Origin of the sequence: Streptomyces beihaiensis, from assembly GCF_026274175.1 — a bacterium.
Taxonomy (GTDB): Bacteria; Actinomycetota; Actinomycetes; order Streptomycetales; family Streptomycetaceae; genus Streptomyces; species Streptomyces beihaiensis.
In genome coordinates this window covers 72727-85013 of record NZ_JAPHNL010000001.1, presented here as the reverse complement: position 1 = coordinate 85013, position 12287 = coordinate 72727, and the positions used below count along the sequence as shown (strand labels likewise).

Annotated in this window: 13 protein-coding genes; 4 read left to right on the top strand and 9 right to left on the bottom strand. The window is 69.6% G+C overall.

Features of this window, described 5'->3' with window-relative positions; translation table 11 throughout:
* Nucleotides 1-63: 63 nt before the first annotated feature.
* Together OFY01_RS00340 and OFY01_RS00335 are read right to left on the bottom strand one after the other, a co-directional pair.
* Nucleotides 64-561 (bottom strand): peptidylprolyl isomerase, encoded by a 498-nt coding sequence (locus tag OFY01_RS00340; RefSeq protein ID WP_266595092.1) that lies wholly within the window; start codon nucleotides 559-561, stop codon nucleotides 64-66.
* 103 nt (nucleotides 562-664) lie between these two features.
* Entirely contained in the window at nucleotides 665-1144 is a 480-nt protein-coding gene (locus OFY01_RS00335; protein ID WP_266595090.1) for a DUF4188 domain-containing protein, read from the bottom strand.
* 116 nt (nucleotides 1145-1260) lie between these two features.
* Between OFY01_RS00335 and OFY01_RS00330 the strand changes: the two genes are divergently transcribed.
* Both OFY01_RS00330 and OFY01_RS00325 read left to right on the top strand, forming a co-directional pair.
* Nucleotides 1261-1902, top strand: a complete 642-nt coding sequence (locus OFY01_RS00330) for a MerR family transcriptional regulator (protein WP_266595089.1) — start codon at nucleotides 1261-1263, stop codon at nucleotides 1900-1902.
* Between the two features lie 75 nt (nucleotides 1903-1977).
* The gene (locus OFY01_RS00325) at nucleotides 1978-2274 is read left to right on the top strand and encodes a zinc ribbon domain-containing protein (RefSeq protein WP_266595087.1); all 297 of its coding nucleotides are present in this window, start codon (nucleotides 1978-1980) and stop codon (nucleotides 2272-2274) included.
* Between the two features lie 43 nt (nucleotides 2275-2317).
* On the opposite strand, the gene OFY01_RS00320 is transcribed toward OFY01_RS00325, so the two are convergent.
* The 5 genes from OFY01_RS00320 to OFY01_RS00300 form a co-directional block, all read right to left on the bottom strand.
* Nucleotides 2318-3253, bottom strand: a complete 936-nt coding sequence (locus OFY01_RS00320; protein ID WP_266595085.1) for an SDR family oxidoreductase — start codon at nucleotides 3251-3253, stop codon at nucleotides 2318-2320.
* A gap of 150 nt (nucleotides 3254-3403) precedes the next feature.
* Nucleotides 3404-4387, bottom strand: a complete 984-nt coding sequence (locus OFY01_RS00315) for an alpha/beta fold hydrolase (RefSeq protein ID WP_266595083.1) — start codon at nucleotides 4385-4387, stop codon at nucleotides 3404-3406.
* 746 nt (nucleotides 4388-5133) lie between these two features.
* On the bottom strand, nucleotides 5134-5496 hold the full coding sequence (locus tag OFY01_RS00310) for a DUF1304 domain-containing protein (RefSeq protein ID WP_266595264.1): 363 nt from the start codon (nucleotides 5494-5496) through the stop codon (nucleotides 5134-5136).
* A 252-nt stretch (nucleotides 5497-5748) separates the two neighbouring features.
* Nucleotides 5749-6396 (bottom strand): TetR/AcrR family transcriptional regulator, encoded by a 648-nt coding sequence (locus OFY01_RS00305; RefSeq protein WP_266595081.1) that lies wholly within the window; start codon nucleotides 6394-6396, stop codon nucleotides 5749-5751.
* A 532-nt stretch (nucleotides 6397-6928) separates the two neighbouring features.
* The gene (locus OFY01_RS00300) at nucleotides 6929-7123 is read right to left on the bottom strand and encodes a hypothetical protein (RefSeq protein WP_266595079.1); all 195 of its coding nucleotides are present in this window, start codon (nucleotides 7121-7123) and stop codon (nucleotides 6929-6931) included.
* 810 nt (nucleotides 7124-7933) lie between these two features.
* Between OFY01_RS00300 and OFY01_RS00295 the strand changes: the two genes are divergently transcribed.
* Both OFY01_RS00295 and OFY01_RS00290 read left to right on the top strand, forming a co-directional pair.
* Complete coding sequence (locus OFY01_RS00295; RefSeq protein WP_266595077.1) at nucleotides 7934-8626, top strand: CatB-related O-acetyltransferase; 693 nt, start codon at nucleotides 7934-7936, stop codon at nucleotides 8624-8626.
* An 86-nt stretch (nucleotides 8627-8712) separates the two neighbouring features.
* A complete protein-coding gene (locus OFY01_RS00290; RefSeq protein ID WP_266595075.1) occupies nucleotides 8713-10023 on the top strand; it encodes an erythromycin esterase family protein in 1311 nt (436 codons plus the stop codon).
* Here OFY01_RS00290 and OFY01_RS00285 read toward each other — a convergent pair.
* Together OFY01_RS00285 and OFY01_RS00280 are read right to left on the bottom strand one after the other, a co-directional pair.
* Entirely contained in the window at nucleotides 9927-10469 is a 543-nt protein-coding gene (locus tag OFY01_RS00285; protein ID WP_266595074.1) for a hypothetical protein, read from the bottom strand. The two genes, OFY01_RS00290 and OFY01_RS00285, sit on opposite strands and share 97 nt — an antisense overlap.
* Before the next feature lie 99 nt (nucleotides 10470-10568).
* A complete protein-coding gene (locus OFY01_RS00280; RefSeq protein WP_266595073.1) occupies nucleotides 10569-12080 on the bottom strand; it encodes an eCIS core domain-containing protein in 1512 nt (503 codons plus the stop codon).
* Nucleotides 12081-12287: the final 207 nt, after the last annotated feature.

The following is a 12287-nucleotide window of genomic DNA, read 5'->3' as shown; positions in this document are numbered from 1 at the left end:
CGGGTTCCCACCGATGCGGGAACCCGGCTCCGAGGCGCTCGGCGCCGGCTCGGTGGTGCGGGATCAGAGCTGGCCGGACTCGGAGATGGTGATCTTCGCCGAGGTGGCGCCGGAGCGCGAGCCCAGCGCCTCGATCTTCTTGACGAGCTTCATGCTGTCCTCGTCCGCGACCTCGCCGAAGACGACGTGCTTGCCGTCCAGCCAGTCGGTGACGACGGTCGTGACGAAGAACTGCGAGCCGTTGCTGTTCGGGCCCGCGTTGGCCATGGAGAGCAGGCCCGGACGGTCGTGCTTGAGCTTGAAGTTCTCGTCGGCGAACTTCTCGCCGTAGATGGACTTGCCGCCGGTGCCGTTTCCGGCGGTGAAGTCGCCGCCCTGCAGCATGAACTGCGGGATGACGCGGTGGAAGGACGAGCCGGCGTAGCCGAAGCCCTTCTCACCGGTGCACAGGGCGCGGAAGTTCTCCGCGGTCTTCGGGACGACGTCCTCGAAGAGGTTGAACGTGATCCGCCCGGCGGGCTCGCCGTCGATCGTGATGTCGAAGTAGGTCTTGATTGCCATGGGGCAATCCTTTCATCACTACCGCCGATCTGCCGATTCGGCCCGGCCGCCCCCTGCACGGCCGGGCCGTTCGCCTGTGCTCGACGGGGCATCCGGCGCGGCGTCAGCCCGCGAGCCGCTCCCGCGCCTGCACTCCGTCACGCAGCGGCCGGGTCCCGTACGCCTTGCCGAGGCCGTAGGGCGGCATGTCGCCGTAGATGCTCTCGTACGAGCCCTTCGGGACGGCGTACGTCTCGTGCCAGATGCCCACCTGGCCGCGGCTGTTGCGGGCGTAGCGGTTCAGCCGTGCCCACCAGGGCCGGTGCAGCCGGTCGGGGGCGGCGGCGTACGTGAGGAGCTTCTCCTTGGACTCCCAGTACTGCACGACGTAGAACGTCCACGGGTTCTGGGCGAGCAGGATGTGGTGGAGCAGCCCCAGGGAGCGGTTCCTGCTCAGTTCCCTGAGCATCATGGGCATCGCCCACATCAGCGGGAGCCAGCGGTGCACGGCCCAGAACCGGTTGATCCGCAGGCCGATGAGGAATATCACGACGTCCCCCTCGGCGGCCGCCGTCGTGCGTCCCGACTCCGGCTTCACAGGCATGAACTCCCCCAGACATGATGCGGCGGACGATGCGACACGGCAGGGCCGTCCGGGGATGCCGGAGAGCCCGTTTCCGTGGTTGGATAGTGACACTTTCCAATGGGGGTGCACAAGGGATGCGTCTTGCCGAACTGAGCGAGCGCAGCGGCGTGTCGGCCGGCACGATCAAGTACTACCTGCGCGAGGGGCTGCTGCCGCCGGGGCAGCGGATCAGCGCGACGCAGGCGGCCTACGACGAGAGCCATCTGCGCCGGCTCAACCTGGTGCGCGCGCTCATCCAGATCGGCGGGGTGCCCGTCGCCACGGTGCGCGAGGTGCTGCGGCACATCGACGACGAGTCGCTGGGCACGTCTTTCCGGCTGGGCGCGGCGTTGTGGGCGCTGCCGCATCCGCCGGACGCGCCGGAGGGAGATCCGCTGGCGGCCGAGGTGACGGAGGGCCTGGACGGTTTCCTCACGGACATGGGCTGGAACCACGCGCGCGAGCTGGGGGCGCTGTCGCCCAGCTATCGTTCGCTGATCAGCTCGGTCACGACGCTGGTCCGGCTGGGTTTCGCGGGCAGCCTCGACGTGCTCGCGCAGTACGCGCGGCGGATGGACGAGCTGGCGCGGCTGGACCTGGACCACCTGGACACGTTCCCCGACGACTCCCAGAAGGTGGAGTCGGCGGTCGCGGCGGCCGTGCTGTTCGAGCCGGTGCTGCTCGCGCTGCGCCGCCTCGCGCAGGAGGAGCATTCCGCTCGCCGGTACGGCCTGTGAGCGGGGCGGAGGCGGCGCCCTCTACGATGACGCCCGGACCGGTCGCTCGGTGCGGCCGGAAGGGGAGGGACAGTAATGATCATTTTCGGTACGCGCGGCTATGTCTTCCAGCTGGCCATGCTCACATTGGTCTGCGGCAGCTGCGGCAATCCCGCGGCGCACGCGCTGCGCAAGTACGTCACCAAGTTCACGCTGTTCTTCGTGCCGCTGTTCCCCATCACGACGAAGTTCCGTACGCAGTGCACGTTCTGCGGCGTCCAGCACCAGCTCCCCAAGGAGCAGGCGGAGGCGATGCTCGCGCAGGCGCAGGCGCAGGCGCAGGCGCCTCAGCAGGCCATGGGGCAACAGCAGCAGCACTTCCCGCAGGGCTGAACCCGCCCTTGCGCCCGCGCCGTCGCCCCGGCCATCGTACCGACTACGCCACCCGAAAGTAGTGACCCTTGTCCAGGTCGTCGAGCAGACCGGGCTGCGTGGGCCGCCATCCCGTCAGTTCCTGGCTCAGGACGCTGGAGGCCGGCTGGTCGGCGGCGAGGACCCCGGCCAGCCACCCGAAGTGCCCGCCCGCTTCCTCGGGCGGGACAGAGGCAACCTCGAGCCCCAGGTGCCGGCCGATCACCTCGGCGATGTCGCGCAGCGACACGCCTTCGTCGGCGACGGCGTGCAGGGTGGAGCCGGCCGACGCCTTCTCCAGTGCGACGCGGAACATGTGCGCGGAGTCGAGACGGTGAACGGCGGGCCAGCGGTTGGTGCCGTCGCCGTAGTGCCCGGCGACACCCTTGTCGCGGGCGATGCCGACCAGCGTCGCGATGAACCCCTTGTCGCCCTCGCCGTGATTGGTGCGCGGGAGACGGACGACGGATGAGCGCACGCCGCGGTCGGCCAGCGCGAGGGTCCACTCGGCCGTGGCCAGCCGCCCCACGAGGCCGGACATCTCGGGCGGCACGGAGCCGGGTGGCGGCACGTCGTGCCCGTCGTTCTCGGTTGCCACACGGCCGGGCTCCACGGGCGTACCGGAGGCCAGGACGAAGGGCTTGCCGGTGCCGACCAGCGCCTCACCCATCGCCTCGGTGGCCCGCCGGTCCGCGTCGGCCGCCGCCTTGAAGTCTCCTTGCTCGAAGGCGACGTCGTGCTTGAACGCGAGGTGGATGACGCCGTCGGCCGCGGCCGACGCCTCACGCAGGACGTCGAGGTCGTCGAGGCTGCCGCGGACCGCTGCGACCCCGGCGGCGGTCAGCGCGGCGGCGGACGCCTGCGAGCGGGCGAGCCCGACGACGTCGTGCCCCGCGTCGATGAGCTCGGCGACGGCGGCGGAACCGATCCAGCCGGACGCGCCGGTGACGAACACGCGCATGGGAGTGCCTCCTCCAAGATCCAGTCTCCGTGGTGCCGCACCGGGCGACCAGCGGAGTGATGTCAGGTCCTGTCATCAGGCTAACACCCGATGACAGTGACTGTCGTGACGAACGCCCGCGTGTCGCTCGGCCGACGCCCTTCGGGTGCGTCAGTCGGCCAGCGAGCCGAGCCAGTCGATGAGGGACCGGTTGACCTCCGCGGGGCGTTCCTGCTGGATCCAGTGGCCGCAGCCGTCGAGGATGTGGGACGCGGCCAGGCCGGGCAGAGTGCTGGGAAACGCCTTGATCGCGTCCGCCAGCCAGGTGGTGGAGGCGTCCAGCGCCCCGCCCACGAACAGCGACGGCTGGGTGATCGGGGCGCCGTCGTACTCGGTCAGGTCCTCCCAGTCCCGGTCCATGTTCCGATAGCGGGCCAGCGCCCCGGCCAGGCCGGTCCGCTCGAACTCGGCGGCGTAGACGTCGAGATCGCGCTCGGACAGCCAGGACGGCAGACGACCGGCCGGGAACCGGTCACACAGCCTGCCCCCTCGGCTGACGAAATGAGGGTCCGGCGCGCCCGGCGCGGGCATGGTGTCGGCGGACAGCGCGGCGTAGAAGCCGGCCAGCCAGCGGCGCACGTCGGGCTCGATCTCCGCCTCGGCGCGGCCCGGCCGCTGAAAGTAGGAGACGTAGAACTCCTCGGCCCCGCCCATCCGCGCGAACACCTCACTGGGCCTGGGCCCGCCCGGCGGAGTGTAGGGCACGCTGAGCAGTCCGACGGCACGGAAGACGTCGGGCCGGACCAGCGCGGAGGTGGCGGCTACGGTCGCGCCCCAGTCGTGCCCGACGATCACCGCGGTCCGCTCTCCGAGGGCGCGAACCACCGCGGCGCCGTCCTCCACGAGTTCGAGAATCCGGTAGGCGTCGACCGCGTCGGGCCGGGAGGAGCGCCCATGACCACGGACGTCCATGGCCACGGCCCGGTACCCGGCCGCGGCCAGTGCCGACAGCTGGTGGCGCCACGCGTACCAGGATTCGGGAAATCCGTGCACGAGCAGGACCAACGGCCCGCTGCCCTGCTCCACCAGGTGGGTCCGTCCGGCGGGCGAGGGCACCAGGCGATGGGTGCGGGGGGCGGCGGGCGAGGGCAGCATGGATCCTCCTGGACGCGGCACAGTACGGATGACCGGCGCCCATGGCCGGGCCGGAACCGACTGCCGTACTCCGGGCGGGGACACCAGCAGCAATCATTCAGCGGTTGGCACGTCGGCGCCCCGCCCGTTGCCGATTCGGCAAATCCGTCCGCCCGGCCGACGACCTCGCCCCGCGCACACCGACCAGGCGCGGCCGCCCCGCCCGGCACGGTGGAGTTCGCCCGCGACGTATGCCTGTCACGCCTCAACTCCCCCTCGACTCCCCTTTTCTCAAGTGCAGTTCATACCGTCCGACCCCAGGCGGCCCGGCCGTCGCGGGAGCGCCGGCCCGGGGCGCGGCTGACGGGCACGTCGCCGTGGTGCGCGAAGCCGTAGTCCTCGCAGCAGGCGCGCGGTCGTCCGTTGGAGCGGACGCAGGGCAGGCGCGGCGCGGGGGCGCCCCGGGTGCGCGCGGCGCCGGCCGCCCAGTCGGAATGGGGCGGCCGCATACGAATAAATAAACGCCCCGCCACATCTTCACGGACGCCGAGTGGAGGGCGCGAGCGTCGATCGGTGAGCCGCGCTGTCAGGAATTCGGGAATGAGCTCTTCCGATCGCGCCCGGATCGGGTGGGGGTCAACCCGGCCAGCGGCTCGGCAAGGTATGGGCGCGCCACGCCGGTGAAGGCAGCCTGAGACGGAGATGCATGATTCAGGACCTTCACATCATCCGATCGACCCCCGCCACTGACATGCCGTCAACCCTGTTCAGTAAGCCGCCACTACGAGCGCCAGGCCGATCAAAGCCGGAACGGTCTGCACGAAGAGGATCTTACGGCCGGCCGTGGCGGCCCCGTACGCGCCGGCTACGGCGACGCACAGCAGGAAGAACACTCTCGCCTGGAAGCCCGCCGGGCCGGACGCCACGGCGCCCCACACCAGACCGGCCGCGAGGAAACCGTTGTACAGGCCCTGATTGGCAGCGAGCGCCTTCGTCTCGGAGGCGAACTCGACACTCGTCCCGAATGCGGCTCGAGCCCTCGGACCGGTCCACAAAAACATCTCAAGGACCATGATATAGACGTGAAGCGCGGCGATGAGCAGCACCACGGCGGTTGCGAAGATCGACATGGGCACCAGGTTCACATACTCACCTCAACCCTCCAACAGCGCCTCATACCCAATTTCCCCCAACGTCGTAATCCAGCAGGATCGGCGCTGTGGTTCTCGCCGACATACCGCCAAGTTCCGAGGAAAGGCGCCTACGGACGGCAGGTTTTCCGCCGCCCGTCGTAAACGGCCGCCAGGACATCCTCGGGTCGCGCGGCACCCGCGCGACGGTGACGGGTGAAGGATGCCGACCATGTTTCGGGGAAGCCTCCCTCATGCATGGCCTGCTGACGGGGACTTGGCGAAGGATCCGGCGGCCGCGGCGAGGGCGGCCGTTCTGGCTGCGTGGCCGGGCAGTCGCGGGTCGGGGGCCGTGCGGAGGAGCACCAGTTGGTGGTACAGCGGTGCGGTGGCCGCGATGAGCAGTTGCCGAGCGTCAGTATGCGGTGGTAGTTCGCCGTGCTGGACAGCCCGGCTGACGATGATCTCGCAGCGCGCGTAACGGTCCTCCCAGAGTCGCTGTTGGGCCTGGGCGGCCTTCTCGGAGCGGAACGAGGCGGCGATCAGTGCTGCCATGATCGGCGGCTGTGCAGTCAGGGCTGCGTAGATCTCCTGGTTCAGTGCTGCCAAGTCGCGTTCCAGTGAGCCGGTGTCCGGTGGCTGCCAGTCGTCGTCGGACGCAGCGTCGAGGACGTCGGCGAGCAGGCCGCCGACGTCCCCCCAGCGCCGGTACACCGTGGTGCGGTGCACGCCGGCGCGGGCTGCGACGGCGTCAGTGGTGAGCCCGTCATAACCGTGTTCGCCGAGTTCCGCGACGACCGCGTCGAGCACCTGCTGTCGAATGCGGGCGGTGCGGCCCCCGGGCCTGCGGCGGGTCGGGGGCGGACGGGTTCCTTCCGGTCCTTGGTCTGCGGGATTCATTGCTCAATACCTTTGCTCGGGGCGGGTCCGTCATGGCAGGCTATTAAAGCAACAGCTGTCGCACTAGTGGAGTGATCGATGCTCTTCCGAAGCGTTCACCCGGCCGCGCGACCCTCGACGGCCACCTCGTTCTCGAATGCTTTGGAGCGCCTGCGTGCCTGCACAGATCACTGCACTCGCCGTCCGCAAGCCCTGCGACGGCGGGCTCGTTCTTGACTCGGCGACCCGCTCGCTCACCGCGGGCGGGCGCACCGGGACCACCAGTGAGAACGGACCGGGCGAGACCACCTTGCTGCCTCTGTGCGTCGGGTGTGACCGGCCCGATCAGAACCATGCCGTCGCAGAGGCCACCGGCGGAGTCGGCTGTCTTTCCCACGACGGGCACCTGACATCGCAAGTCACGGCCCAGCAGGTCACCGACCGGGGGCTGAGCGGTCTGCGTACGGTCGAGCCGCGCATGCGCCGCCTGGAGACCGCCATGGCCGACTGTGACGAGGCCGGCATGGCCAGGTACGGCGAACTGATGACGGTGTTAGAGCTGCTCGGTGGCTATGACGCCGACGCACACGTGGAACGCGCTCTGCACGGCCCGGGCCCAGGCCCGGGCCTGGGGCTGGGGCTGGGGCTGGGGCTGGGGCTGGACGAGTCGACCAAGCATCTCGACGACGGTGCCCTGAGCGGGCTCGAAGAGCCACCGCACGGGGGAACCACCGCGACGGTCTCCCACGACCGGGGCTTCCTCGAACGGGTTTGCCGCCAGCCTGTTGGAGGTGGACGCCGGGGCACGTCGCGTCATGCGGTACGGCAACGGCTGCACCCGTTATACCGCCAGGCAGACGGCTGCCCGGCAGCGCTGGACCTCGGCGCACGACCAGGGGCGGCCGACATCGACCGGCTCCGCGAAGCCACCGCGGCCCCCGCCCGACAGGCGGCCCCGGGCCGTCCGATGAAGGACGGCGGCGAGTTGGCCACCGAGGGGTTGGCATGCCCAAGGACGGGCCAGCCGAGTACGCAACGCCCAGGAACGGCTGCGCCGCCTCCTCGCCGACCGGGTCCCGGCCCCGCCGGAGCCGCTGCGCTCCCCCTCCCTCCTCCCCCGTGCCCCGCTACTGCGGACCCGCCGCCTACAGGGCGTCTTCCGCGACGCCGCCGGCATCGCCGCCGCAGATGCCGAAGCGTCAACTGCCGCACGAGGATCGGCTATCTCCCCCAAGAACCGCGCCCCGGGGGAACCGGCCGGGACCCTGCCGACCGCCTTCGCCGCTGGGCGGACAGGAGAGGCCGCCGGACGGGGCACGCCGCGCATCCGCTGTCTCTCGTCTTGTTCGACCGCGACCACCTCTCGCCCGCTCTCGCCGAGGAGCTGGAAACCGCTCTGACGGGGTACAACGCACGTCCGTCATCGTCGGCCATGACCGTCGGCCGCGTCGGCACCAGCGGAGCGCCCTTCTGGGCGTCCAGGCGATCGAGACATCCTCCGCCACCCGCTGAAATCCTCCGGCCCCGCAGAACATCCCTCAGGAAGGACCAATTCGTGATGCCGCCTGTTCCCGCCGACCCGACCGTGGTGCACCCGATGCCCGAACAGCCGCGGGTGGCACTGCTGAAACCGCTGATCACCTCGCCTCTCATCGAGGTCGGAGACTTCTCCTACTACGACGACCCCGATGACCCGACCGCCTTCGAGACTCGCAACGTGCTGTACCACTACGGACCGGAAAAGCTGGTCATCGGGAAGTTCTGCGCACTGGGCGAGGGCGTGCGGTTCATCATGAACGGCGCCAATCACCGCATGGACGGCCCCTCCACGTTCCCCTTCCCGATCATGGGCGGTTCATGGTCCGAGCACTTCGACCTCATCACCGGCCTGACCGGACGAGGCGACACCGTGGTGGGCCATGACGTCTGGATCGGCTATAGGTCCCTGGTGATGCCCGGCGTCCGCATCGGCCAAGGAGCGATCATCGCCTCCGGCTCCGTCGTCGTCGACGACGTCCCCGACTACGGCATCGTCGGCGGCAACCCCGCCCGCCTCATCCGCCGCCGCTTCAGCGACGCCGACATCAACCGGCTCCTCGCCCTGGCCTGGTGGGACTGGCCGCTCCAGCACATCACCGAGCACATCCGCACGATCATGTCCGGCAGCATCGACGACCTGGAGAACGCGGCGCCCGGGCACGTGGAAAGGGCACCTCAGGGCCCGACACCAAGCAGCACCACGGGCCATTGAACGAGCCCGGCCCAGGGCGACCTGCGCGGCGCCCCGCTCCCCTGTCCGCGATCCACCGTTCCAGCACCGAGAATCGAGCTGTCAGCATGCCTGCTTCACCCCACCACAACCCGCTCGCCGACTGGCTCCGCACCCATGCCGTCGCCCTCGATCACCTCGACCCCGAGGCACCACTCGACGATCTGGAGCCGCTGCGCGCCACCATCGGTGACGCACGTGTCGTCGCGATCGGTGAAAGTTCCCACTTCATCAACGAGTTCGCATCCATGCGCGAGCGCATCCTGCGGTTCCTGACCGAGAGCTGCGGGTTCACCGTTATGGCCTTCGAGTACGGCTTCAGCGAGGGCTTCACCCTTGACGCGTGGGCGCAGGGCGAGGGGACAGACGGCGACCTGTCGGCGCACCTAGTCGGAACGGTCCCCGTGGGGGTCGACGAGCCGCTGCGCTGGATACGTCGGCACAACCGCACCGCCGCAACACCGGTGCGCTTCGCAGGCATCGACATCCCGGCGGCCGGTGGGTCCTTGCTTCCCACTCTGGTCCCGGTGGCCGACTACCTGCGCCGGATCGATCCGGAGAGTCTGCCGGTCGTCGAGGAGGCGATACGGATCGCCGACTCGTTCGCCGGTGGCTCCGCGGCCGTCGCCGCGCCCGCGTGGGCGCGCCTGGCCACCGCCGAACAGGACGCCCTCAGTGCGATCCTGACACGCCTGCTCATCCGGTTCCTCTCCGTCGAACCGCTGTACGTGTCCCGCGGCGACCAGCACAGCTACGACATCGCCTTGCGCCGTATCGAAGGCGCATGCCACGCCGACTACACCTTCCGCGCCATGGCCGACCTCTTCGCCGGCAAAGGGCTGACCGCCGACACCTCGGCCCGCGACCTCTACATGGCCGAGTCGGTCCTGTGGCACCTGGAACGCCTCGGACCCGAGACCCGTATCGTGCTGGCGGCTCACAACGCCCACATCCAGAAGACGCCAGTTTCCTTCGACGGCCGCCTGACAGGGCTCCCCATGGGGCAGCACCTGCACCGCGCGCTGAACGACGACTACTTCGCCCTCGGTCTGACGAGCACCACCGGACATACCGCGGACATGCCCCGCGACGAGAACGCACCCTTCGGCTTCACCATCGAGGCCACCGCGCTGGAGCCGGCCGAGCCGGGAAGCATCGAAGCCGCGTTCGCCGACGCCGGGCTCGGGCTCAGCATCGCCGATCTCCACCAGGCAGGCCCGCGGGAGACCCACGGGAACGCGGACCTTGCCCCGGGCCCCGACCGCATCCGGATCCAAAGCGCCTACCTCCACACTCCCGTCCTTGAGGCGTTCGACGCCATCCTCCACACTCCGACCTCCACCGTTGCCGACAACCTCAGAGACATGCGAGACGCGTAGATGCCCCAGGCGGTGAGGCCCGCCGCGCGGCTTCGTTCATCCGGGGGCGGTGGGCTCGGGGACAGGTCCCCATGTACGCGGTGACGTCCCTTGGCGTACACCCGGACGTGCCACGTCCTGCCGGCCGAACCCGGTTCGATCCCCTCCATCGTCATGTCCGTGTAGGTCCACAGTTGCGGCTGCCCGGAAGGAGCGTCGATACGCGCCTCGGCCTGCTGCTCCCACGGCCCCGGTGCCAGCGGCGGCGCCTCGTCCCAGACTTCCGCGCGAAAATCCGCGGTGTGCGTGTGACCGGCACTGTGCACCACCATCCGTGTTCCGGACGCTGTTTTGAAGGGCACGTCCTGCGCGGGCTCGTCGTCGAAGGCGTCGATGTCCGCCGCCGCATCCTGCATCCACAGCCCGTAGAAACAGACCTCGGCGTCGAGCTCCTGCGTGGTGAGCAAACCCGTCGTCCAGTTCCTTCGCCCCGTCTCACCGCTCCGCCAGGGGGTCGGCGCGCCGCCCGGGCATCGCCACCGACCGCCTGAGGCACCGTCGGGTCGTCAGGCCGAGGACGTGTCCATCCGGTCGGCGCCGCCCGCGTCCGAGTCGGAGTCGGAGTCGGTGTTGTAGTTCCAGTGCACCCCGTTCTCGATGTTCTCCTCGTGGTCGTCGCAGAGCAGTTCCAGTGAGGCATAGGTGCCACCGGCGTTGACGACTGCTGTGTCGATCTGGGCAGCCAGCATCTCAGCGCCCTCCAGCGTGTAGTTGGCAAAGCCCAGGTTCGCCGCCTTGCTCGGCCAGTACGGGCCCGGGGAGATACCCGTGCCGTTGTAGAGGGAGATGTAGCAGGCGACGCAGGGACGCTTGGTGCCCACCGTCGTGGCCGGGGTGACGGCGCCCGGGGGCAGCGCCTCGGCGAGACGCCGTTCCGCGTGCAGGCCGTCGTTCTCCTTGTCCACTTTGGCGGGCACCTCGACCTTCGCGGAAAGGGCCCTGATGATCGACTGATAGCCGCTGGACATGTCCTCCTCACCCGTGAGCCGGCTCTCCGCCTTGCTCCGGTGCCGCCGGCTCCGGCCGTCGAGCGACTCGGGCGCGTTGCCGTCGATCAGTGCCCTCAGGAAGGCGCTACCGGTCTGCGTCTCCTCGGCGAGCGCGCGCAGGGCGTCATTGGCCGTGTTCTTGTTCGCCGAGATGTAGAGCTTCGCTTCATGGACGGTTGCCTGCACCTCTTCGGGCGCTTTCCTCAGGCCGTTCAGATAGTTGAGGGCAAGCGTCGTGATCCACCGTGTGCTCTGACGGCTGCGTTCGTCCTCCGGGTACGGCCGGGGCTCCTTGAGGTTGGCGGTGTCGCCGTAGATCCGCGCCTTGGCGGTGCCGTTGAGGTTGCCGGCCTTCGACCTCTCGGACGGGGCGTCCGTCTTCGCCGGCTTGTGGATGGTCAGACTCTGGTTGGCTCCGTGCGGCTTCCAGCCGAGCTTCACCAACTCGGTCATGAGTGCCTCGGCGACGGTCTTTCCTCGGGACTTCTTGGCTTTGCCTTGCGACTTCTTGCCGGCCCGCTTGTCGGTCGTCTCCTTCGGCATCCGCTGTACCGCCGCGGCGCCCTTGTTCCTTTGGGCCGCCGGATGCCCCACACTCACCCGTTGCACCGGCGAGGACCCGGACAGCGTACGTACCGCGTTGGCGTTGGCATCGGCGGCACGCTCGAACCGATCGGAGGAGTCGCTGACCCGCAGCCCGCCGCCGTTGTCGGTCCCCGCCACGGGGCCGCCGACCTCCGCCGCGAACTCCCTTTGGGCCCCGTCGTCGTGGACGCGCACATCGGAGAAGTCGGAGAAGTCCGCGCCGAGTCGCCCCTCCATGTCGCCGCGAACCTCGCCGTCCAGGGGCTTTCCGGAGCTGCGCAGGACATCCGGGGCGGTCGAGCGCTGGACGTGGGTGGTCTCCTCGCCGTGGCCGCAACCGGGGCCGTGCGCGTGCCGTTGTCGCGCGACGAGCCGCACGGCGGCGGCGTTCCCGGCGTTGCGCTGGATCCGCATGATCGACTGTGGGGTGAGTGCCGCCGGCACCGGCACCTCACTGGGAGCGAGCCGTGTCAGGCTCGCCGGAGAGCTCGGAGGCCGCCTCGCCGCGTCCTGTTCAGTACGGGTGTCGTGCGCGCGCATGCTCACCTACTCACTCATGATCTCTCCGTCAAGCCTTCAGGATCCTCCTGTCCGAAGCGGTCAGGAAAGGTCCGTTCGGACACGTACAAGGGCAGCACTCGATGCCCTCGC

Excerpts from the sequence above, each read along its gene's own strand:
- OFY01_RS00340 (WP_266595092.1), bottom strand. The coding sequence starts at position 561 with ATGGCAATCAAGACCTACTTCGACATCACGATCGACGGCGAGCCCGCC.
- OFY01_RS00335 (WP_266595090.1), bottom strand. The coding sequence starts at position 1,144 with ATGCCTGTGAAGCCGGAGTCGGGACGCACGACGGCGGCCGCCGAGGGG.
- OFY01_RS00330 (WP_266595089.1), top strand. The coding sequence starts at position 1,261 with ATGCGTCTTGCCGAACTGAGCGAGCGCAGCGGCGTGTCGGCCGGCACG.
- OFY01_RS00325 (WP_266595087.1), top strand. The coding sequence starts at position 1,978 with ATGATCATTTTCGGTACGCGCGGCTATGTCTTCCAGCTGGCCATGCTC.
- OFY01_RS00320 (WP_266595085.1), bottom strand. The coding sequence starts at position 3,253 with ATGCGCGTGTTCGTCACCGGCGCGTCCGGCTGGATCGGTTCCGCCGCC.
- OFY01_RS00315 (WP_266595083.1), bottom strand. The coding sequence starts at position 4,387 with ATGCTGCCCTCGCCCGCCGCCCCCCGCACCCATCGCCTGGTGCCCTCG.
- OFY01_RS00310 (WP_266595264.1), bottom strand. The coding sequence starts at position 5,496 with ATGTCGATCTTCGCAACCGCCGTGGTGCTGCTCATCGCCGCGCTTCAC.
- OFY01_RS00305 (WP_266595081.1), bottom strand. The coding sequence starts at position 6,396 with ATGAATCCCGCAGACCAAGGACCGGAAGGAACCCGTCCGCCCCCGACC.
- OFY01_RS00295 (WP_266595077.1), top strand. The coding sequence starts at position 7,934 with ATGCCGCCTGTTCCCGCCGACCCGACCGTGGTGCACCCGATGCCCGAA.
- OFY01_RS00290 (WP_266595075.1), top strand. The coding sequence starts at position 8,713 with ATGCCTGCTTCACCCCACCACAACCCGCTCGCCGACTGGCTCCGCACC.